Raw genomic sequence first — 20,913 nt, forward strand, 5'->3', positions numbered from 1 at the left:
GCAATGCAAAAACCTAGCTCCAAAGATTCCAAGACGTCGCAACGGGTCATAAAAAAATACCCGAACCGCCGTCTCTACGATACCGACACGTCGACCTACATCACGCTTGCAGAGATTCGGCGCCTGGTGATGGACAACGAGGCCTTTGCGGTGGTCGATGCCAAATCTGGCGAAGACATTACGCGCAGCATCCTTCTTCAAATCATTTTGGAAGAAGAGGCTAATGGCTCTCCCATGTTTACTACGCCGGTGCTGGCCAACATCATCCGGTTTTACGGGCACACCATGCAGGGCATGATGGGTGGCTACCTTGAGAAAAACATGCAGGCACTGATGGACATGCAAGTTCCCATCGTGCCGGGCGTGGCGGGCAGCAATATGTTTCAGCAAATGCAGGAACAAATGCAAAAGCAGACAGAGCAATTCCTGGGTACCTTCGGCCTCAAACGCTGAACTGGCAGGCGCACGATATCCAGTCGGCTGGGCGCGGAGGCTGAATACTGGGACAATAGGGGCATGAGCGAAGTTTTATCCCCTGTCAGTCCCTCCCAAGTTCCCAAAGTCGGTTTTGTCAGCTTGGGTTGCCCCAAAGCCTTGACCGATTCCGAGCTGATCCTCACGCAACTGAGCGCAGAGGGTTACCAAACCTCCAAGACCTTCCAGGGCGCGGACCTGGTTATCGTGAACACCTGTGGCTTCATTGACGATGCGGTCAAGGAAAGCCTGGACACGATCGGCGAGGCCTTGGCCGAGAACGGCCGCGTGATCGTCACCGGTTGCCTGGGCGCCAAGACCACCGACGGTGGTGAAAATATGGTCCGCCAAATGCACCCCAAGGTGTTGGCCGTCACAGGCCCGCACGCCACGCAAGAGGTGATGGATGCGGTGCACCTGAACCTGCCCAAACCCCACGATCCGTTTCTGGATCTGGTGCCCCAGTCGTTTGGTGTGGCTGGCATCAAACTCACGCCACGCCACTACGCGTACCTGAAGATCAGCGAAGGTTGCAACCACCGCTGCACGTTCTGCATCATCCCCAGCATGCGTGGCGACTTGGTATCCCGCCCGATTGGTGATGTGCTGACCGAAGCGAAAGCGCTGTTCGAAGGTGGTGTGAAAGAATTGCTGGTGATCAGCCAAGATACGTCGGCCTATGGTGTCGATGTGAAGTACCGCACAGGTTTCTGGGACGGCAAGCCCGTGAAGACCCGCATGCTGGAGCTGGTGCAGGCGCTGGGCGACATCGCCGAACCTTATGGCGCTTGGGTGCGTTTGCACTATGTGTACCCTTACCCCAGCGTGGACGAGATCATTCCCTTGATGGCGACCGGGCGCGTACTGCCGTACCTGGATGTTCCGCTGCAACACAGCCACCCCGATGTGCTGCGCCGCATGAAACGCCCTGCCAGTGGTGAGAAAAATCTGGACCGTTTGCAGCAGTGGCGCGCAGCCTGCCCCGAGCTCGTGGTGCGCAGCACCTTCATTGCCGGCTTTCCCGGTGAGACGGAAGCCGAGTTTGAACATTTGCTGGACTTCATCCGTGAAGCCCAGATTGACCGTGCGGGCTGCTTTGCCTATAGCGCGGTGAATGGGGCTACTGCCAATGACCTGCCAGGCATGTTGCCCGTCGAGTTGCGTGAAGAACGCCGTGCACGCTTCATGGCCGTGGCGGAAGAAGTGTCCGCTGCGCGCCTGCAGCGCCGTGTGGGCTCGGTCATGCAGGTGTTGGTGGATTCTGCGCCAGCCTTGGGCCGCAAGGGTGGGGTGGGGCGCAGTTATGCTGATGCACCCGAAATTGATGGTGTCGTGCGTTTGCTGCCACCTGAGAAGATTAGCAAGACCCTCAAAGTGGGTGAATTCACCAAGGCGCGCATTGTGAGTGCACAAGGGCACGATCTCGTGGCCTTGCCCATCTAAATTCAGTGCCACTGACCCATGCAACAACAGGTCAGTGGCATGAATCAAACAGGCAAAAAAAAGCCGCTGTTTTCACAGCGGCTTTTCTATATCTACATTACCATTGTTGGTGCCCAGAAGAGGACTCGAACCTCCACGATGTTACTCGCTAGTACCTGAAACTAGTGCGTCTACCAATTCCGCCATCTGGGTATCTCAGGAAAGAGAGAAGTATATCAAAAATTTAAGCCCCAACAGCGCATTGCTGGAAGAAGTTGAAGGAATTGTGCAAGGTCATCGCGACGGGCACGGTTTTGTGTCCCGCGACGACGGTGCCCCCGACATTTATTTACCCCCGAACGAGATGCGTGCAGTGCTGCACAAAGACCGTGTGAAGGTGCGCATTGTTCGCAGCGACCGCAAGGGCCGGCCCGAGGGTCGCGTGGCCGAAATCATGGAACGCTCCACACAGCCCATCATTGGCCGCCTGCTGCAAGAGAGTGGTGTGTGGCTGGTAGCGCCTGAAGACAAGCGCTATGGCCAGGATGTGCTGATCCCCAAGGGGGCGACCAGTGCCGCTAAAGCAGGACAGGTTGTCGTAGTCGAACTGGTAGAGCCACCCGCTCTGTTCGGTCAACCCGTTGGCCGCATCAAGGAAGTGTTGGGCGAAGTGGACGACCCCGGCATGGAGATTGAAATTGCCGTGCGCAAATACAGCGTGCCGCATGAATTCTCAGACGCCTGTGTCGCTCTGGCCCGCACCTTGCCCGACAAAGTGCGCCCACAGGATAAGGTGCATCGTGTAGACCTCACCGACATTCCACTGGTGACCATCGATGGCGAAGACGCGCGCGACTTTGACGATGCGGTGTATTGCGAACCTGCGACCAAAGGCCGTGGCAAGACGGCTCTTAAGGGTTGGCGCTTGCTGGTGGCGATTGCCGATGTGAGTCACTATGTAGAGACGGGCTCGGCCATCGATGTGGACGCCTATGACCGCGCCACCAGCGTCTATTTCCCGCGCCGCGTGATTCCTATGCTGCCCGAGAAACTGTCCAACGGCTTGTGCTCGCTGAACCCCGAGGTGGAGCGGCTGTGCATGGTGTGCGATATGTTCGTCACCGCCGATGGCGAAGTGGATGCCTACCAGTTCTACCCCGCGGTGATGTGGAGCCATGCGCGCTTTACCTATACCGAGGTGGCGGCCATCTTGGGTAACACCCGCGGGCCGGAGGCCAGCAAACGGCGTGATCTGGTGCCCCAGTTGCTCGACTTGCATGGTGTGTACCAGGCTCTGCTGAAGTCACGCCACAAGCGGGGTGCGGTGGACTTTGAAACAACCGAGACACAAATCGTGTGCGATGAAAACGGCCGGATCGAGAAGATCGTGCCGCGCACCCGCAACACCGCCCACCGCCTGATTGAAGAAGCCATGCTGGCGGCGAACGTGTGCAGTGCCGATTTCATTGCAGAAAACAAGCACCCCGGTCTGTTCCGTGTGCACGAAGGCCCCACGCCGGAGAAGCAGGAGACTCTGCGCAACTACCTCAAGGCCAGTGGCATTGGAATGAGCATCAGCGACAAGCCCTCGCCCGGTGAGTTCCAAGCCATCGCCATGGCGACCAAGGACCGGCCGGACGCGCAGCAAATCCATTCGATGTTGTTGCGCTCCATGTCGCAAGCGATTTACACGCCCATCAACAGCGGCCACTTTGGTTTGGCGTTTGACGCTTACACCCACTTCACCAGCCCGATTCGTCGCTACCCTGACCTGCTGGTGCACCGGGTCATCAAGGCCATTTTGGCCAGGTCCAAATACCAACTGCCTGCGCTGCCCACGCCGGGCGAGGCACATGCCAAGCTGGCGCGCCGCCTGGAGAAAAACCTAGCCAGCCGCGTGGCAGAACCTGGAATCAAGCCTAAGAAGATGAATGCCGAGGGCATGGCTTGGCAGGCCGCTGGCCTGCATTGCAGTGCCAACGAGCGCCGCGCGGACGAAGCCAGCCGCGATGTGGAAGCCTGGCTCAAGTGCAAGTACATGCGCGAGCATTTGGGGGAGGAATATGGTGGTGTGGTCACCTCGGCCACCACCTTCGGCTTGTTCGTCACACTGGACGCCATGTATGTAGAGGGCTTGGTGCACATCACCGAGTTGGGTGGTGAGTACTTCCGCTTTGACGAGGCCCGCCAGGAACTGCGTGGGGAGCGCACCGGCATCCGCTACGCCATTGGTACGCGGGTTCGCATCCAGGTGAGCCGTGTGGACTTGGACGGTCGCAAGATCGACTTCCGCTTGGTGCAAGAAGGGCAAAGCTTGCAGCCGCGCCCGGGCCCCGACAAGGGGGGAGCGCGTGAAGGCAAGGGGCGGGCGGAGTTTTCTGACCGTGTTGACGCAGAAATGCCCGGCAACACCAGTTACAAGAGCAAGGTGCGCCAGCATGCCAGTGCCAAACCTGCACGCAACGCCAAGGCCGGCGCCAAAGCGTCTGCTGCTCCCAAGAAGGCAGCCAAAAAGCGACGCTAGTTGCTATTGAAATGGTAGCTTCTCGCGCATATTCTGCGCGGGTTAGCTGCCTTTTCTACTATATGTTGTGCGCAAGAGCTACTGCTGTGAGTGCCTGCGGGTGTGACCAGGTGTCCGCCACCCTGCCATGGCGGTAAACGCCCAGGCAGGCGGCTTGCCAACTTGAATAGCCCTGTGCCATGAGGCTGCCTACCAAGCCTGCCAGTACGTCTCCCGTGCCTGCTGTGGCAAGGCGCGCATTGCCTGTGGGGTTGATGCGGGGCGTTTGGCCTGGTGCGGCAATCACGCTGCCGGACCCCTTGAGGATGACTGTGCAGCCGAACTGGGTTGCTAAAGCCTGAGCGCTGGCCAGGCGGTCGGCCTGCACAGCGGCTGTGGTGTTGCCCAACAAGCGCGCGGCTTCCAGTGGATGTGGCGTGAGGATGGTGCTCTCCGGTCTGCGATTCGCCATCAGCGTCTTCCATGCGGGTTGTGCCGCCAGTGCGTTCAGTGCATCCGCGTCGAGCACCAGGTATTTGGCGTTGCGAATTAGCTCCGGCAAATGTGCGGCGATGTCCGCGCCGCCCCCGCAACCGGCTACCACGGCCATGGTGGCCAGATCCCATTGTGCCAAGGGTTTCACCATCAGTTCTGGTTGAATCGCCAAGGCTCCACCTGCCTGTGCGGTGTCCAGCAGTCCCAGGTACACCCGCCCTGCACCTGCATGCAATGCCGCGCTGGCGGCCAAGTGCGCGGCACCAGCCAGGCCAGTGGCTCCTCCCAAAACTGCTATATCGCCAAAGGAGCCTTTATGCGACGCGTGAAGGCGTGGGGCAGGCGTCTGGGGGGCGTTGACCCAGGCGTCGGGCGACACGGGCGGCTCCACGTTCAGGGTGTTGAGCCATAGGTCTCCACAAAGGTCACGCCCCTGTGCGGTGAGCAGACCTGGCTTGAGGGTGAGAAAGGACAGGGTTACGTCCGCCCGAATGCATTCGCCTGGCGGCTGTCCGGTATCCGCCTGCAGGCCGCTGGGCAGGTCGGCTGCCACAACCAAGCCCGAACCGGCCCGAATGGCGTGGATGTATTGCCGCACCGCTCCATCCGGCGCTAGGCGCAAACCGATACCCAGCAGGGCGTCAATGCACACATCCCAATCCGTTGGCGGCGAATCCAGAAAAATAACGCCAGCTTCCTGGGCGCGCTGCAGGGAGCGTGCTGCGTCCGTGGGCAAGGCTGAGGGTCCGTCCAACAACGTGACAACGGCAGTTTTACCCCATCGTTGCAAGTGCATGGCGGCCTCCAAGCCGTCCCCCCCGTTATTGCCACGTCCACAAGCCGCCCAAAACGTTTGCGCGTGCGGCGCATTGGCCAGGGCCAGGCGCGCAAGCGCCAGCCCGGCGCGCTGCATTAGGGTGTGGGCGGGGAGCGCGCTGGCCGTCTGGGTTTCAAGGGCCCGTGTCTGCTGCGCCGTGCACAGCGGGTAGGCGTGCAGCGCAACCGGGCCACGCGGGCCCAGTACCCACTCAGAATTCGTAGACATCACCTTCACGCGCCAAGCGAATGTCCATGCCCTGGGTGAGCGCAGCGTTGGTACTCAATGCCTCTGCAAATGCAGCTTCGAGCGCATCGTCACTGCGTGTGGGTTCATGGTGGGTGCAAAACAGCAGCTTCGCGCCTGCGCCATGTGCGCTGGCAATGCTGCTGCTGAAGGTCCCGTGGCCCCAGCCTTTTTTTGCAGGGTATTCGGCGTCTGTGTAAGAGCTGTCAGCAATGTAAACGTCCACGCCGCGGATCGCGTCCTGGATGGAGCGTTCCTTCTCATCCACAAACACCTGGTACTCGGCATAGGCCTCGTCGCCCGGTTCGTAGATGTTGTACGGAGGCTCGTGGTCACCCGTGAAGAACACGGACTTGCCGTTGCATTCAATGCGGTAGCCAAAGTCAATCACCGGGTGGTTCAGCAAGCAGGGCGTCACGGTGGCCGAGCCAATCTGAATCGGCTGGTCTGGCATGAGCGTGACGTACTCGATGCGGGCCTTCATTTCGGCTTCACGTACCGGGAAGTAGCTGTACTGGAGTTGCACCGCCATCACCTGCTCAATGCCTTTGCCCGACACAGGATCAAAGCAGCCGTGCAGGCGTAAGGTGTTGCCGGGGATGAAGTTGGGGATGAAAAAGGGCAGGCCCTGGATATGGTCCCAGTGGGAGTGGGTGATCAGCACGTTGGCGGTCACCGGCATCTCGGCCAACAGGGTTTGGGACAGCGGGAAAATGCCCGTGCCAGCGTCCAGGATGATGAGCTCGTTGTTGTCCGTACGAATTTCGATACAAGTGGTATTGCCACCGTAGCGAACCGTTTTGGGGCCCGGCGAGGCTATAGAGCCGCGTACCCCCCAGAACTTCACCTTCATGCCGTCTCCTTCATAGTTTGGCGAACACTTGGGCTTCTGCGAACAGGGTGTTCAGATCCCCCATCGAGTCAATCACCTGGTCCAGGGGGCCTCCCAGCCGCTTTTGGATGGTGGGTGGCAGTTCTTCTATGCCGTAGTTGCCCGCAAAGCCGAACTGCAATTTTTTGCTGATCTGGTTGGCGGCAAACACGCAGGCGATCATGTCCGTGTCTTTGAGATCGTCCACGCGCTGGTGCCGGATGGTGTCAATCAAATGGGGCGCGAAGCGCCATTTCTCCACCAGCATGGCACCCACCACCGCGTGGTCCGCGCCAATGGTGGCTTGCAGGGCGGCGTGCAAGGAGCTTTGGGTTTCTTGGCTGATCTGTAGAGCCGCCTTGAATTCTGCGGGCATGAATTGGGCAAACACCACCTTGCCAAAGTCGTGCAGCAGCCCAGCAATGAAGCAGTCCATGGGGTCCGCATCGTCTACCTTGAGGGCCAATTGTTTGGCAATACCCGCGGTTGCCAGCGAATGCAGCAGGTACTGGTTGACATCAAAGCCTGCCGCGTTGTCTTTGGGGAGCATTCCAATGGCGGCAATGCTCAGGGCCAGGTTTTTGATGGTGTTGAAGCCCAGGTACACCACGGCATGGCCAATGGACGTCACCTGCTTGGGCAGGCTGTAGTACGCCGAGTTAACGACTTTGAGAATCTTGACGGTGACCACCGGATCCTTGTCGATGACTTCGACAAGGTCTTTGGGCGTGCTGTTGACGTCGCGCGTCAATTCCAAAATGCGTTGCACGCTTTTGGGGAACGCTGGCATGCCGTCCACGGCGGCGGCCAATTTCTGTGAAAGCTCTGGACTCATGGGCTGAACATCTCCCTTATTGGATTGTGTCAGCAGATTTTGTTCAAAGACAACACTTTTTTACACCGCAAAACGCGTAGGCAACAGATGCGCAGTTGGCAGTGCAGTGTCCTTGGCGCCGACCAAATCGGCTAGCAGCCGGGCAGAGCCGCAGGCCAGTGTCCAGCCGTTGGCGCCATGCCCCAAATTCAGCGAGACGCCCGCCAAGCCACTGGGGCCAATCAGAGGCATGCCATCCGCCACCAAGTGGCGCGTACCGCGCCACACCTGGGTGCCCGAGGGGTAGTTGGCTGCGCCGGGGTAGTACTGCTCCAGGGCGCGATACAACTGGTTGACAGTGGCATCGTCTTTGGTGCCGGTGTCCTCTCCCAGTTCGGCCCCACCGCTCACTCGGATGCGTTGGCCCAAGCGGTTGATGCTGACACCACTCTGCAGGTCTTGTACGGCACTTCGGGGGGCGTTGAGCGGCTCCCGCACGGTCACGCTCAAGACGTAGCCATGCAGCGCCATTAACGGCACCCTTTGTCGCAATGTGGCTGGCAATACGTCTGGCAAGCCGCCGGTGCAAAAAACAATGTGGTCGAAGCTTTGCGTTTGACGTTCACCGTCGCTGGCCAGAGCGAGGCTGGGCGTGGCGTGTGCATGCAACTGTTCCACTACGGTGTTGAAGCGAAATTGCACCCCCAGCCGCTGCGCTTCCTGTCGCAGCAGCAGCGCAAACTGCCGACAATTGGTGACCTGGTTGCCAGGAAGCCACAGCGCGCCCTGAAAAGGTGCTGCTGCATGCAAAGCGGGTTCATGCTGTCTGGCTTCTTCTGCGCTGAGCAGCTTGCAAACGATGCCTTGTGCTTTGAGTGTCTCTAGCACGGGCTGTAGCTCATCAGGCGTAGTGGCTGCGCGCAGCAGCAGCAATTGCCCTTCACTGCGCTCTAGTTCCAGCTGGCAGGCGCCGGCGATGTGGGTCAAGCGCTCGGCGCTGTAGGCGGCCAGCTGCTGGCCAGCGCGCTGCACCTCCGTATAGTTTTGGGGGGAGTGGAGCTTGGTCCAGCGCCGCAACCATTTCAGCTGCTGGCCAGATTTCCAGGGTGTGCGTGTCAGGCGCCGTGCGCTGCGAACCAGGCGCGCGAAACCATTGCCATGCCACTCGGGTGTGGAGAACGGCTGGGTGAAGCTGGGGGCCACTACGCCATTGTTGGCAAAGCTGGCGCCTTCACATGCCGCGGCCGCTTTTTCCAGGACCGTGACGGAATGCCCATCCAGCGCCAACTCGTAGGCCGTAACAATGCCCACCACCCCGGCTCCCACTACTGCAATCTTCATTGTTTCTTTCTGTAACCCGGTAGCGCAATCCTAGCCACCCAAAACCGCATTTTTTCACAAGCTGGGGCTGGTTTTCCAGGTTCAGACGTAGTGATGGCGTTTGTTACGTGTCCGGAAACGCATCAGTTCAAGCAAGAAAGGTGCGCGTGGTATACTCGATGGGCTTTGCTGAGAGCGTTTCGCTATTAGGCAAGCAATCGCAAACCGGTCCAGCCAAGGTGTTGTTGTTGAAGCAGTGCTTCGCAGCAATGAGCGGACCGGATTTAAGACCTAACCTTTGGAGTTAAATATGGCAGTTACTATGCGCGAAATGCTGGAAGCCGGCGTTCACTTTGGACACCAAACCCGCTTCTGGAACCCCAAGATGGCCCCGTTCATCTTCGGCCACCGCAACAAAATCCACATCATCAACCTGGAAAAGTCGTTGCCGATGTTCCAGGACGCGGCCAAGTTTGTCCGCCAGCTGTCCGCCAAGCGCGGCACCATCCTGATGGTGGGCACCAAGCGCCAGGCCCGTGAAATCGTGTCCGCAGAAGCCCAGCGCGCTGGCGTTCCATTCGTGGACCAACGCTGGTTGGGTGGCATGCTGACCAACTTCAAGACCGTGAAGACGTCCATCAAGCGTTTGAAGGACATGAAGGTTCAGCAAGAAGCTGGCCTGGACAGCATGAGCAAAAAAGAGCAGTTGATGTTTGCCCGTGAACTGGAAAAGCTGGAAAAAGACATCGGCGGCATTCAGGACATGAACACCTTGCCTGACGCGATTTTCGTGATTGACGTGGGCTACCACAAGATCGCCATCGCCGAAGCCAAGAAGCTGGGCATTCCTCTGATCGGTGTGGTGGACTCCAACCACTCCCCAGAAGGTATTGACTATGTGATCCCCGGCAACGATGACTCCTCCAAGGCTGTCACTTTGTACGCCCGCGGCATCGCCGATGCGATTCTGGAAGGCCGTGCCAACGCCGTGGATGACGTTGTGAAGGCCGTTGCCGCTGAAGGCGATGACGAGTTCGTTGAAGTGAGTGAAGCGTCTGCTTAAGCAGCTTTTCACCCTAAAAAGGGGGCTTTGTTGCCCCTTTTTTTTAGCTCTTATTTAAACTACTGAATTACGGAGAATCCCAAATGGCAGCAATTACAGCAAGCATGGTGGCAGAACTGCGTGGCAAGACCGATGCCCCCATGATGGAATGCAAAAAGGCATTGACCGAAGCCGAGGGCGATATGGCCAAGGCAGAGGAACTGTTGCGCGTCAAGCTGGGTAGCAAGGCTGGTAAAGCCGCTGCCCGCGTGACCGCCGAAGGCGTGGTTGCGACCAGCATTGAAGGCGCTGCTGGTGCACTGATCGAAGTTAACTGCGAAACCGACTTTGTGACCAAGAACGACAGCTTCTTGGCATTGGCGAATGCCGCAGCTTCTTTGGTTGCCAAGCACAATCCTGCTGACGTCGCCGCTTTGAGCGCTCTGGCTTACGAGCAAGATGGTTTTGGCCCCACCCTGGAAGACGTTCGCAAGGGTCTGATCGGCAAGATTGGTGAAAACATGACATTCCGCCGTTTCAAGCATTTCGACGGCTCTACCAAACTCGCTTCTTACCTGCACGGTACCCGCATTGGTGTGGTGGTGGAATTTGACGGTGAAGAAGTCGCCGCCAAGGACGTGGCCATGCATGTGGCAGCAATGAAACCGGTGTCGTTGTCGTCTGACCAAGTACCCGCCGAGTTGGTGGAGCGTGAGCGGTCTGTGGCTGCTGCCAAGGCTGCCGAAGACGCTGCTGTAGCAACTGCTGCCGGAAAACCTGTCCAATCCGCTGAAATCGTGGCCAAGCGCATCGAAGGCGGCGTGCAGAAGTTTCTCAAGGAAGTTTCTTTGTTCAACCAGCCTTTCGTCAAGAACGACAAGCAGACCGTTGAGCAGATGCTGAAGTCTGTCAACACCACTGTCAAGGGTTTCACCCTGTATGTGGTTGGTGAAGGCATTGAGAAAAAGGTTGACGACTTTGCTGCCGAGGTGGCTGCACAAGTCGCTGCTGCCAAGCAAGCTGCTTAAATTCTGCCCCCTATAAACCTTCCATTCCCCTATCGGAGATCTCCATGAGCCAAGAAAAGCCCGCCTACAAGCGCATATTGCTAAAGCTGTCGGGCGAGGCTTTGATGGGGGATGATCAGTTCGGCATCAACCGTGACACCATCGTTCGCATGGTGGATGAGATTGCTGAAGTGACCCGGCTGGGAGTGGAGGTTGCAGTGGTCATTGGTGGTGGCAACATTTTCCGCGGTGTGGCGGGCGGCTCGGTGGGGATGGACCGTGCTACCGCCGACTACATGGGTATGTTGGCCACGGTCATGAATGCATTGGCCCTGGGTGACACCATGAACAAGGCAGGACTGACCGCTCGTGTCATGTCGGCTATTGGCATTGAGCAGGTTGTTGAACCCTATGTGCGCCCCAAGGCCTTGCAGTACCTCGAAGAGGGCAAAGTGGTGATTTTTGCCGCTGGCACTGGCAACCCGTTCTTCACTACCGACACGGCCGCTGCATTGCGTGGTGCCGAAATCGGCGCAGAGATCGTGCTGAAGGCGACAAAGGTAGACGGTGTCTACACAGCTGACCCCAAAAAAGATGCGTCCGCTACGCGCTATGCCAGTATCACTTTCGATGCCGCCATGACGCAAAATCTCGGCATCATGGACGCTGCAGCCTTTGCGCTATGCCGTGACCAAAAGCTGCCTATCAAGGTGTTTTCCATCTTCAAACATGGTGCTCTGAAGCGCGTGGTGCTCGGTGAAGATGAGGGTACGCTGGTTCACGTGTAAGCCCATTAGACGGGCTGTCTGGTTGAGTTGATCTGAGGAAGAAATCATGTCAATTGAAGACATCAAAAAGAGCCTTGAGAGCAAGATGGACCAGTCCATCGGCGCGCTCAAAAACAATCTCACCAAAATTCGTACAGGGCGGGCTAACCCGGCCTTGCTGGATACGGTGCAGGTGGACTATTACGGCTCCATGCTGCCAATCAGCCAGGTAGCCAATCTTTCGCTCTTGGATTCCCGTACGATCAGCGTGCAGCCTTGGGAAAAAGGCATGGGTGCAAAGATCGAGAAAGCGATTCGCGATAGCGATCTGGGGCTCAATCCCTCCAGCATGGGCGATCTGATTCGTGTGCCTATGCCCGCCATGACTGAAGAACGCCGTCGTGAATTGACCAAGGTGGTGCGCACGGAAGGTGAAGCCTCCAAGGTCGCCGTGCGCAATCTCCGTCGTGATGCCAACGAAGCGGTCAAGAAGCTGGTGAAAGACAAACTGGCTTCCGAAGATGACCAAAAGCGCTGCGAAGCGGATGTTCAAAAGGCCACGGACAAACACATCATTGAAATTGATCGCCTGGTAGCTTCCAAAGAGCAAGACATCATGGCGGTTTGAGGCCATAAGACTATGGCAACCCACGTTGCAGTGCCACGGCATGTGGCCATCGTCATGGACGGAAATGGACGTTGGGCTTCCAAGCGGTTTTTGCCTCGCATTGCTGGGCACAAGCAAGGGGTAGAGACCCTCAAGAAAATCGTGCGCGCGTGCGCGCACCGGCAGATTGAAGCGCTGACTGTTTTTGCATTCTCGTCTGAAAACTGGAATCGGCCCGCGGAAGAGGTCTCTGGCTTGATGGACATCTTGGCCGGTGCGCTTGCCAAGGAAGTATCCCAACTCAAGCGCGATGGTGTTCGGCTGCATTTCGTGGGTGATCGGACGGGTTTGTCTGCGCGCGTGCGGCAGGGGTTTTCCGATGCAGAAACGGAAACCAGTTCCAATACCCGTTTGGTGTTGAATGTGTGCTTCAACTATGGCGGTCGCTGGGATATTGTTCAGGCAGCACGTCAACTGGCCGAATCGGGAACTGCCATCGATGAGACATCGTTATCCGCCGCATTGTCTCTGGCGTTTATAGCGGATCCTGACCTGTTGATTCGTACTGGCGGAGAGTTCCGTATCAGTAACTTTCTCTTGTGGCAGTGTGCGTACACCGAGTTGTATTTCAGTCCTCTGTTTTGGCCCGATTTTGATGAAGCTGCCCTGGATGCCGCTTTGGCAGAGTACCAAGCGCGGGAACGCAGGTTTGGGAAAACCTCGGCCCAAATCGTGGCGGATGTCCCGCAAGCCCCATGAACAAGGACTACCCATGTTGAAGCAGAGAGTGATCACCGCCATCCTGTTGCTGGCCATATTGCTGCCGGCGGTCTTTTATCCCAATCCTTTGGCGTTCCAGGTTGTTGCCTTGTTGCTGATCGGTGCGGGTGGATGGGAATGGGCGCGATTGAACCAGTATGGCGACGTCTGGGCTTGGGGTACAGGACTGCTGTGCGCCGCATTGTGTTGCTTGTTTTTGGGATCCGGCCTGGTAAGCCTGCCATTACGAGAGCTTTGGTTGGCGGTGGGGGCTGTCTGGGTTTTAGGCGGTAGTTGGTTGCTTTTTCGGGGCGTGGGGACTTGGCGCACCATCCCGCGGCCGGTACGCTGGTGCGTCGGTGTATCCGCGTTGTGTGCAGCGTGGCTGGCGGTTGCGCAGGCGCGCAGCTTAGGGAACAATTTTCTGTTTTCAGTGTTGGTGTTGGTCTGGGTGGCAGATGTGTTTGCGTATTTTTCAGGGCGCTTGTTGGGTGGGCGACTTTTCAAGAGAAAGCTGGCCCCCTCAATCAGTCCGGGGAAAACCTGGGAGGGTGTCGCCGGAGGTGCTGTGGGTGTTCTGATTTGCGCCTTTGCGTGGCAGTGGGTTGAACGGTTTTTGGGGTCCACAACTTCCAGTATTTACCGACAGATGTCGGATATTAGTCCCGTGATGGCTGTGTTGGCCGTTGTGTTTTTGGTGGCTTGGAGTGTGGTGGGCGATTTGCTCGAATCGTTGATCAAACGCAGTGCTGGGGCCAAGGACAGCAGCCATTTACTGCCAGGCCATGGTGGTGTGCTGGATCGACTGGACGCCTTGTTGCCCGTGATTCCTCTTGCCATGATGTTGCATACCTTATGACGCAGGATACAACGCAAGCCAAGCGCCATGTCGTGGTGTTGGGCTCCACGGGTTCGATTGGGGTCAACACGCTGGATGTGATGGCGCGCCATCCCCACCTGTTTCAGGCGTTTGCGTTGACGGCGGCGACCCGCGTGGAATTGTTGCTCGAACAATGCCTTGTGCATGCTCCAGCTTTTGCCGTGATGGCCAGTGAGTCCCATGGACGTGAATTGCAGTCGCGTTTGAAAGCCGCCGGCAGCAAAACGGTGGCATTGTGGGGCGCTTTGGCACTGGAAGAGGTCGCTGCACACCCTGAGGCTGACACGGTGATGGCCGCGATTGTCGGCGCGGCAGGTCTTGGTCCTTGTATCGCTGCGGCCCGAGCTGGCAAGCGCCTGTTGCTGGCCAACAAGGAAGCCTTGGTTGTGGGCGGACAATTGTTTTTGGACGCGGTGCAAGCAGGTGGCGCAACCCTGCTGCCGATTGACAGCGAACATTCCGCAATTTTTCAATCGCTCCCTGAAGACTCCACGCGTTGGGCTTCTTGTGTGGACAAAATCATTTTGACGGCGTCAGGCGGGCCTTTTCGCACACGCTTACCGTCCTCTCTGGCGGATGTGACGCCCGAGCAGGCCTGTGCGCATCCCAACTGGGTGATGGGACGCAAGATTTCTGTGGATTCGGCCACGATGATGAACAAGGCTCTGGAGGTGATTGAGGCCCGCTATTTGTTTGGCGTATCACCCGAGCAGATTCAGGTAGTGATCCATCCACAAAGTGTCATCCATTCCATGGTGCAGTTCGTCGATAACTCGGTGGTGGCCCAGTTGGGTACCCCGGATATGCGAGGCCCCATTGCCTATGGGTTGTCCTGGCCCCAGCGCTTGGAGTCCGGGGCAACTGCGCTGGACTTTACGACGCTGTCCGCGCTGACGTTTGAGTCCATGGATTCAAATGAACATCGCACCCGCTTCCCGGGCCTGCAGTTGGCGTGGGATGCCTTGAACGCGGTCCCAGGCACCACCGCGGTATTGAATGCCGCCAACGAGGTGGCAGTGGCAGCGTTTTTGAATCGGGAGATTCGTTTTGACCAGATCCATCATGTGAACACGGAAACCCTAGCCCAGGTTCAGCCAAAACCACCAGGGTCGGTAGACGATCTGATTGCTTTGGATGCGCTGTCGCGACGGTCTGCAGAGCAAGTAAGCCGCCAGTTGGCGCGCTAATGCTGGACACCTCACCATGCTGACCGTTGCCTCATTCATTGTTGCGATCGCAATCTTGGTGGCGGTGCATGAATGGGGCCACTACGCCATGGCGGTGGCTTCCGGGGTCAAGGTGTTGCGGTTTTCTGTGGGCTTTGGTCCCAGAATTTGGGGCTGGACATCTGCCCGCTCAAGCACCGAGTTTGTCGTTTGCGCATTGCCACTGGGCGGCTACGTCAAGATGCTCGATGAACGCGAAGGCGCAGTGGACCCCAAAGATCGCCACTTGGCGTTCAATACCCAGCCGTTGAAAGTGCGCGCGGCTGTGGTGGTCGCAGGGCCGCTGGCCAATTTGGTGCTGGCTGTGTTGCTGTACTCCGTGGTCCACTGGACGGGTATGCAGGAGTTCGAAGCCAAGCTGTCCAAACCGGTGGCTGGATCGCTGGCCGCGGGGCTGGGTATGGAGGGGGGCGAGCGGGTGTTGCGTGTTGGCACCACTGAAGCCGGCATGAAACCTGTCCAGTCATTCGAAGACTTTCGCTGGCAGCTGACCCGCAGTGCGTTGGCCCAAGAGGGACTTCTGATGGAGTACCAGTCCTCCGGTGCGGGGTCAATCGCGCAAGCGCGGTTGAATCTGGATACGCTGGATGTGCGTACGGCGGATTCTGAGTTGTTCCGGAAAATAGGATGGCTTGGACCCTGGTCCGCCGCGGTTGTGGGAGATGTTCGGGCTGGCGGTGCTGCCGCGGCTGCGGGACTGCAGTCGGGGGATGTTGTCCTGCAGGTTGACGACTTGGCGATTGGTGACGGTGCCCATTTGCGTGAAATCATTCGTTCAAGTGCCGAATCCCCGCAAATACAGGTGCAGCGCTGGACGGTGGTGCGTGGCGGGCAGCAGTTGGTCATACGCGTTACACCCACGCGCGAACAGAACGGTGCTGTCGTAGTGGGCCGCGTGAACGCCATGATCGGCGCGATGCCAGCGACGGTGCTTGTGCGATACGGGGTGGTCGATGGCATTACCCGCGCACTGCAGCGCACCTGGGAAGTCTCCGCGTTGACCCTGCGCATGATGGGCAAGATGGTGATTGGCGAGGTTTCCCTCAAAAACTTGAGCGGGCCGCTGACCATTGCGGACTACGCGGGCAAATCCGCCGCGTTAGGGTGGTCGCAGTTTCTGGTGTTTTTGGCTTTGATCAGCATTAGCTTGGGCGTGCTCAACCTGTTGCCGCTGCCGGTGCTCGACGGTGGTCACCTGATGTATTATCTTTGGGAGTTGCTGACCGGCAAGGCTGTTTCGGACGCCTGGATGGGGCAACTGCAGCGCGTGGGGCTGGTCATTTTGCTGATGATGATGTCCGTCGCGGTTTTCAACGACCTGACACATTTGCTGGGCTAGTGCCTGGCTCGACGGATCCGGCGAGCGGATATCCCGAGTTTTTGAATTGGTAACTATGTATTTCGACCGATCTTCTATGCGTGCTGTGGTGTGTTCTGTGGCCGTCGGCCTGGTGGCCCAGGCTGCGTTGGCATTGGAGCCATTTTCTGTTCGCGATATTCGGGTCGAAGGCCTGCAACGTGTAGAAGCAGGAACCATTTTTGCGTCTTTGCCGGTGCGTGTGGGGGATACCTACACGGACGACAAGGCAGCGGCGTCCATCCGTGCGCTGTTTGGGCTGGGACTTTTCAAGGACGTGCGCATTGAAGCTGCCAATGGGGTGTTGGTGGTCATTGTCGAAGAGCGCCCTACCATTGCCGATGTGGACTTTGTGGGCGCCAAGGAATTTGACAAAGATGTGCTGAAGAAGGCACTGCGTGAAATTGGCTTGACGGACGGCCGCCCTTTTGACAAAGCTTTGGTAGACCGCGCCGAGCAGGAGCTCAAGCGACAGTACATCAACAAAAGCATGTATGCCGCTGAAGTGGTGACGACAGTGACACCGATAGAGCGCAATCGCGTGAATGTGAGCTTCTCTGTGACGGAGGGGGACACCGCCAAAATCAGCGCCATCAAGATTGTGGGCAATACGGCGTTTTCGGAAAGTACGTTGCGTGGCTTGTTCGACTCCGATACAGGAAGTTGGCTGAGCTGGTACACCAAGTCGAACCGGTATTCGCGCACCAAATTGAATGCAGACATTGAGACACTGCGTTCCTATTACCTGGCACGCGGCTACCTGGAGTTCAAGGTGGATTCCACACAGGTTGCCATTTCTCCCAACAAGCAAGACATTGAAATCACCATCAACATTACCGAAGGTGATCGATTTGTGGTGTCAGGCATCAAGCTCGTAGGCAATTACCTGGGCAAGGAAGATGAGTTCCAGTCCCTGATCACCATCAAAGCAGGTGAGGCTTACAACGCGACAGAGGTTGCGCAAACCACCAAGGCATTTACGGATTACTTTGGGAACTTTGGTTTCGCATTCGCCCGTGCAGAAGCGCGCACAGACATTGACCGAACTACCAACCGCGTTGCCGTGACGCTGGTAGCGGACCCGTCTCGTCGCGTTTATGTGAGACGCATCAACCTGGCAGGCAATGACCGGACACGCGATGAAGTGATTCGACGCGAGTTTCGGCAATTGGAAGCCGCCTGGTACGACGGTGAAAAAATCCGCCAGTCACGCAACCGTGTAGACCGCTTGGGATACTTTACCAATGTAGGTATTGAAACGCAGGAGGTTTCTGGCTCGCCAGACCAAGTGGATCTGAACGTGACGGTGGCAGAAAAGCCAACGGGAAGTATTAGTTTGGGTGCAGGTCTCTCTAGCGCGGATGGTTTGGGTCTCTCGTTTGGATTCAAGCAGGAGAATGCATTCGGATCAGGGAATTCTCTGGGGATGGAAGTCAACACCAGTAAAGCCAATCGCACGATTGTGTTCAGTACGACGAATCCTTATTTCACAGAAGATGGTGTGTCACGTGCAATCGACGTGTACCAGCGGACTTCCCGACCCTACGACGATGTGGATACTTATGCGATTGAAACCACTGGCGCGGCTATCCGTTTCGGCGTTCCTTTCACAGATTCCGATACTGTGTACTTAGGAATCGGCGCGGATCGCACACGCATCATCCCAGGAACGTTGCTGCCCACGGTATACCAAGACTTTGCCAATGAGTTTGGCTACAGCAGCACGGCATTGCCTCTAAGCATTGGATGGTCGCGTGATACACGCGACAGCGCCTTGGTACCCAGCACTGGTAAGGTTATCCGCGCTTCTGGTGAGTGGAGCGTGGGCGGTGACCTCCGTTACGCACGTGGCACAGCCCAGTATCAGCAATACTTTCCGATTTCGCGCAAAGTTACGGCTGCATTTAGTTCAGATATTTCCTTGGGTGCTGGTACCAATGGCCTTTCTTACCCAGTCTTTAAGAATTACTATTCGGGCGGCTTAGGATCTGTGCGTGGTTTTGAACAAGGCAGTTTGACAACTGCGGCGCAGCGGGCTGGTGGTTTGACAGCCACTGGCGGCACCAAAAAGATTACCTTTAACGGCGAATTGCTGGCTCCATTGCCTGGCGGCGGCAACGATCGTACGTTACGCGTGTATGGTTTTGTGGATGCCGGTGGCATCTACGGAGCGGATGAATCCATCCAGTTGGCGGATATGCGTTCTTCTTTTGGTGTCGGTATCAGCTGGATTTCACCGGTGGGGCCGTTGCGTTTGGCATTCGCACGCCCGATTACCAAGTTTGATGGCGATAAAATCCAAGGTATTCAATTCCAGATCGGAACTACTTTCTAATGAAACACGTTAAAGCAATGTGGGGTGTGGCACTGCTATTGGCAATAGCAACGACAGGTGTGCAAGCGCAAGAGTCGAAAATTGGTTACATCAATACCCAGCGTATCACCACAGAATCTGCCCCCGCGAAGGCGGCGCAAACTAAGCTGGAACAAGAGTTCGCCAAGCGCCAGAAAGAGCTGACTGATCAACAGCAAGTGCTGAAGACCATGAGTGAGCGGTTCGAACGCGATGCTCCCACGTTGGCGGAAACCCAGCGCGTGACGCGACAAAAAGAATTTGCCGAGCAAAGCCGCGACTTTCAACGTAAACAACGTGAATTTCAGGAGGACCTGAATGGTCGTCGCAACGAAGAGCTGCAGCAAGTGCTGGACAAAGCCAACAAGGCCGTCAAACAAGTGGCAGATGCGGAGAAATACGATTTGGTGATCCAGGAAGTGGTGTACAGCAATGGTCGCCACGACATCACCGAAAAGGTTCTCAAGATTCTCAATTCCGGCGCCAAGTAAGTCTTGGACCGGCAGGCGAGGGGAGAACAGATGGACCTCGCTTCCATCGTGAGTGCGTTGGGTGGGGAGCTGCATGGGGATGCAGCCCGTGTTGTCACGGGCTTGGCCCCACTGGAGACAGCTACCTCGAACGAACTCAGTTTTCTCAGCAATCCCAAATACCAACAGCAGCTGGCGGACTCAAACGCCGCCTGCGTGATCGTGGGTGTGGCCATGCGTGATGCTGCTGTTGCGCGCGGCGCCTGCATCGTTACCGAACAACCGTATCTGTATTTTGCGAAAGTGACGCAGTTGTGGAAACGACAGCGGGATCTGGCGCGAGGCAAGGCGCATGGGCCTTCACAAGGTCCTTGGGTGCATGCCAGTGCCGTGGTCGATCCTGCCGCCACCATTGATGCAACTGCCACCATTGGCCCTTTGTGCGTGGTGGAAGCTGGCGCACGTGTGGGCGCTCATTCAGTGCTTAAGTCGCGTGTTACCTTGGGCGAAGATTGCGTCGTTGGCGCGCGTTGCGTCCTTCACGCAGGCGTGGTGATCGGCGCCGATGGATTCGGTTTTGCACAGGATGGTGAGCGCTGGGAAAAGATTGAACAACTCGGTGCAGTGCAGATTGGCGATGACGTCGAGATCGGCGCCAACACCTGTATCGACCGCGGTGCCCTGCAAGACACGGTCATTGAAGACGGTGTGAAGCTGGACAACCTGATCCAGATTGGCCACAACGTGCGTGTGGGGCGCAACACCGCCATGGCCGGTTGCGTGGGGGTGGCGGGCTCTGCCACCGTTGGACCCAATTGCACCATTGGTGGTGGCGCTATCGTGTTGGGCCACCTGACCTTGGGCCCCAATGTGCATATTTCGGCAGCCACGGTGGTCAGCAAATCGATTTTGAAGCCCGGTCACTACACCGGAATATTTCCGATTGACGAGAACGCCTCCTGGGAGCGCAACGCTGTAACGCTGAAGCAGTTGCACAGCCTGCGCGACCGTATCAAAAACCTGGAAAAAGAGTTAAAAAAATGATGGATATCCACAAAATTCTGAAGCAACTGCCGCACCGTTACCCCTTCCTGCTCGTAGACCGCGTGCTGGAGTTGGACAAGGGCAAGACCATCAAGGCCTTGAAGAATGTCACTATTAACGAGCCTTTTTTTGAAGGCCACTTTCCGCACCGCCCCGTGATGCCGGGCGTGCTGATGCTGGAGGCGCTGGCTCAGGCTGCGGCCCTGCTGGCCTTTGATGCACTGGACACATCGCCGAATGACCAGATGGTCTACTACTTTGCGGGCATCGATGGTGCGCGCTTCAAGCGTCCCGTGGAGCCGGGCGACCAGCTGATCCTGAATGTGGAGTTGTTGCGCATGAAGGCTGGTATCTTCAAGTTCAAGACCAGTGCCACCGTGGGTGACGATTTGGCCTGCGAAGCCGAGCTGACCTGCGCCATGCGCGCGATTGCTTAAGG

At 57.5% G+C, this 20,913-nt stretch carries 19 protein-coding genes; 15 read left to right on the forward strand and 4 right to left on the reverse strand.

The features are described 5' to 3' along the window. The first annotated feature begins 3 nt into the window (after nt 1-3). From phaR to rnr, 3 genes are all read left to right on the forward strand, one after another. A complete protein-coding gene (gene phaR / locus J2X15_RS09410; protein ID WP_310341885.1) occupies nt 4-453 on the forward strand; it encodes a polyhydroxyalkanoate synthesis repressor PhaR in 450 nt (149 codons plus the stop codon). A 63-nt stretch (nt 454-516) separates the two neighbouring features. Beyond that, a complete protein-coding gene (gene rimO, locus J2X15_RS09415; RefSeq protein ID WP_310341888.1) occupies nt 517-1,917 on the forward strand; it encodes a 30S ribosomal protein S12 methylthiotransferase RimO in 1,401 nt (466 codons plus the stop codon). Nucleotides 1,918-2,158: 241 nt separating this feature from the next. Beyond that, on the forward strand, nt 2,159-4,420 hold the full coding sequence (gene rnr / locus J2X15_RS09420) for a ribonuclease R (RefSeq protein ID WP_409034264.1): 2,262 nt from the start codon (nt 2,159-2,161) through the stop codon (nt 4,418-4,420). A gap of 58 nt (nt 4,421-4,478) precedes the next feature. On the opposite strand, the gene J2X15_RS09425 is transcribed toward rnr, so the two are convergent. Genes J2X15_RS09425 through J2X15_RS09440 form a run of 4 tightly spaced genes read right to left on the reverse strand, consistent with a single transcriptional unit; the run spans nt 4,479 to nt 8,983 of the window. After that, nucleotides 4,479-5,939: an NAD(P)H-hydrate dehydratase gene (locus J2X15_RS09425; RefSeq protein ID WP_310341891.1), complete on the reverse strand. Its 1,461-nt coding sequence runs from the start codon at nt 5,937-5,939 to the stop codon at nt 4,479-4,481. After that, nucleotides 5,923-6,810: an MBL fold metallo-hydrolase gene (locus J2X15_RS09430; protein ID WP_310341894.1), complete on the reverse strand. Its 888-nt coding sequence runs from the start codon at nt 6,808-6,810 to the stop codon at nt 5,923-5,925. Before J2X15_RS09430 ends, J2X15_RS09425 begins: the two co-directional genes overlap by 17 nt. Nucleotides 6,811-6,820: 10 nt before the next feature. Continuing rightward, complete coding sequence (locus tag J2X15_RS09435) at nt 6,821-7,663, reverse strand: HDOD domain-containing protein (protein ID WP_310341897.1); 843 nt, start codon at nt 7,661-7,663, stop codon at nt 6,821-6,823. 60 nt (nt 7,664-7,723) lie between these two features. Then, on the reverse strand, nt 7,724-8,983 hold the full coding sequence (locus tag J2X15_RS09440) for an FAD-dependent oxidoreductase (RefSeq protein ID WP_310341900.1): 1,260 nt from the start codon (nt 8,981-8,983) through the stop codon (nt 7,724-7,726). A gap of 289 nt (nt 8,984-9,272) precedes the next feature. Here J2X15_RS09440 and rpsB point away from each other — a divergent pair, with 289 nt between their 5' ends. The 12 genes from rpsB to fabZ all read left to right on the forward strand — a co-directional run bounded on the left by rpsB (nt 9,273) and on the right by fabZ (nt 20,911). After that, a complete protein-coding gene (gene rpsB / locus J2X15_RS09445) occupies nt 9,273-10,025 on the forward strand; it encodes a 30S ribosomal protein S2 (protein WP_310341903.1) in 753 nt (250 codons plus the stop codon). Nucleotides 10,026-10,108: 83 nt separating this feature from the next. Beyond that, entirely contained in the window at nt 10,109-11,032 is a 924-nt protein-coding gene (gene tsf, locus J2X15_RS09450; protein ID WP_310341906.1) for a translation elongation factor Ts, read from the forward strand. A 44-nt stretch (nt 11,033-11,076) separates the two neighbouring features. Beyond that, a complete protein-coding gene (pyrH, locus tag J2X15_RS09455) occupies nt 11,077-11,799 on the forward strand; it encodes a UMP kinase (protein ID WP_310341908.1) in 723 nt (240 codons plus the stop codon). 46 nt (nt 11,800-11,845) lie between these two features. Beyond that, entirely contained in the window at nt 11,846-12,406 is a 561-nt protein-coding gene (frr, locus tag J2X15_RS09460) for a ribosome recycling factor (protein ID WP_310341911.1), read from the forward strand. Between the two features lie 12 nt (nt 12,407-12,418). Continuing rightward, nucleotides 12,419-13,144, forward strand: a complete 726-nt coding sequence (gene uppS / locus J2X15_RS09465; RefSeq protein ID WP_310341915.1) for a polyprenyl diphosphate synthase — start codon at nt 12,419-12,421, stop codon at nt 13,142-13,144. 13 nt (nt 13,145-13,157) lie between these two features. Beyond that, the gene (locus J2X15_RS09470) at nt 13,158-14,003 is read left to right on the forward strand and encodes a phosphatidate cytidylyltransferase (protein ID WP_310341918.1); all 846 of its coding nucleotides are present in this window, start codon (nt 13,158-13,160) and stop codon (nt 14,001-14,003) included. Further along, nucleotides 14,000-15,211, forward strand: a complete 1,212-nt coding sequence (locus J2X15_RS09475; protein ID WP_310341921.1) for a 1-deoxy-D-xylulose-5-phosphate reductoisomerase — start codon at nt 14,000-14,002, stop codon at nt 15,209-15,211. The genes J2X15_RS09470 and J2X15_RS09475 overlap by 4 nt, the downstream gene beginning before the upstream one ends. A 16-nt stretch (nt 15,212-15,227) precedes the next feature. Next, a complete protein-coding gene (gene rseP, locus J2X15_RS09480; RefSeq protein WP_310341923.1) occupies nt 15,228-16,589 on the forward strand; it encodes an RIP metalloprotease RseP in 1,362 nt (453 codons plus the stop codon). Between the two features lie 55 nt (nt 16,590-16,644). Next, nucleotides 16,645-18,942: an outer membrane protein assembly factor BamA gene (bamA, locus tag J2X15_RS09485; RefSeq protein ID WP_310341925.1), complete on the forward strand. Its 2,298-nt coding sequence runs from the start codon at nt 16,645-16,647 to the stop codon at nt 18,940-18,942. Then, nucleotides 18,942-19,451 (forward strand): OmpH/Skp family outer membrane protein, encoded by a 510-nt coding sequence (locus J2X15_RS09490; protein WP_310341927.1) that lies wholly within the window; start codon nt 18,942-18,944, stop codon nt 19,449-19,451. The genes bamA and J2X15_RS09490 overlap by 1 nt, the downstream gene beginning before the upstream one ends. Nucleotides 19,452-19,481: 30 nt before the next feature. Continuing rightward, nucleotides 19,482-20,474: a UDP-3-O-(3-hydroxymyristoyl)glucosamine N-acyltransferase gene (gene lpxD, locus J2X15_RS09495; protein ID WP_310341930.1), complete on the forward strand. Its 993-nt coding sequence runs from the start codon at nt 19,482-19,484 to the stop codon at nt 20,472-20,474. After that, complete coding sequence (fabZ, locus tag J2X15_RS09500) at nt 20,471-20,911, forward strand: 3-hydroxyacyl-ACP dehydratase FabZ (RefSeq protein WP_310341931.1); 441 nt, start codon at nt 20,471-20,473, stop codon at nt 20,909-20,911. The genes lpxD and fabZ overlap by 4 nt, the downstream gene beginning before the upstream one ends. Nucleotides 20,912-20,913: the final 2 nt, after the last annotated feature.

It is taken from the genome of Rhodoferax saidenbachensis (assembly GCF_031457975.1).
Classification (GTDB): domain Bacteria; phylum Pseudomonadota; class Gammaproteobacteria; order Burkholderiales; family Burkholderiaceae_C; genus Allorhodoferax; species Allorhodoferax saidenbachensis_A.

Coding starts and splice junctions, on each gene's coding strand:
- phaR (WP_310341885.1), top strand. CDS start 4: ATGCAAAAACCTAGCTCCAAAGATTCCAAGACGTCGCAACGGGTCATA.
- pyrH (WP_310341908.1), top strand. CDS start 11,077: ATGAGCCAAGAAAAGCCCGCCTACAAGCGCATATTGCTAAAGCTGTCG.
- J2X15_RS09425 (WP_310341891.1), bottom strand. CDS start 5,939: ATGTCTACGAATTCTGAGTGGGTACTGGGCCCGCGTGGCCCGGTTGCG.
- J2X15_RS09475 (WP_310341921.1), top strand. CDS start 14,000: ATGACGCAGGATACAACGCAAGCCAAGCGCCATGTCGTGGTGTTGGGC.
- rseP (WP_310341923.1), top strand. CDS start 15,228: ATGCTGACCGTTGCCTCATTCATTGTTGCGATCGCAATCTTGGTGGCG.
- J2X15_RS09440 (WP_310341900.1), bottom strand. CDS start 8,983: ATGAAGATTGCAGTAGTGGGAGCCGGGGTGGTGGGCATTGTTACGGCC.
- lpxD (WP_310341930.1), top strand. CDS start 19,482: ATGGACCTCGCTTCCATCGTGAGTGCGTTGGGTGGGGAGCTGCATGGG.
- J2X15_RS09430 (WP_310341894.1), bottom strand. CDS start 6,810: ATGAAGGTGAAGTTCTGGGGGGTACGCGGCTCTATAGCCTCGCCGGGC.
- fabZ (WP_310341931.1), top strand. CDS start 20,471: ATGATGGATATCCACAAAATTCTGAAGCAACTGCCGCACCGTTACCCC.
- frr (WP_310341911.1), top strand. CDS start 11,846: ATGTCAATTGAAGACATCAAAAAGAGCCTTGAGAGCAAGATGGACCAG.
- rimO (WP_310341888.1), top strand. CDS start 517: ATGAGCGAAGTTTTATCCCCTGTCAGTCCCTCCCAAGTTCCCAAAGTC.
- uppS (WP_310341915.1), top strand. CDS start 12,419: ATGGCAACCCACGTTGCAGTGCCACGGCATGTGGCCATCGTCATGGAC.
- J2X15_RS09435 (WP_310341897.1), bottom strand. CDS start 7,663: ATGAGTCCAGAGCTTTCACAGAAATTGGCCGCCGCCGTGGACGGCATG.
- rpsB (WP_310341903.1), top strand. CDS start 9,273: ATGGCAGTTACTATGCGCGAAATGCTGGAAGCCGGCGTTCACTTTGGA.
- J2X15_RS09490 (WP_310341927.1), top strand. CDS start 18,942: ATGAAACACGTTAAAGCAATGTGGGGTGTGGCACTGCTATTGGCAATA.
- J2X15_RS09470 (WP_310341918.1), top strand. CDS start 13,158: ATGTTGAAGCAGAGAGTGATCACCGCCATCCTGTTGCTGGCCATATTG.
- tsf (WP_310341906.1), top strand. CDS start 10,109: ATGGCAGCAATTACAGCAAGCATGGTGGCAGAACTGCGTGGCAAGACC.
- bamA (WP_310341925.1), top strand. CDS start 16,645: ATGTATTTCGACCGATCTTCTATGCGTGCTGTGGTGTGTTCTGTGGCC.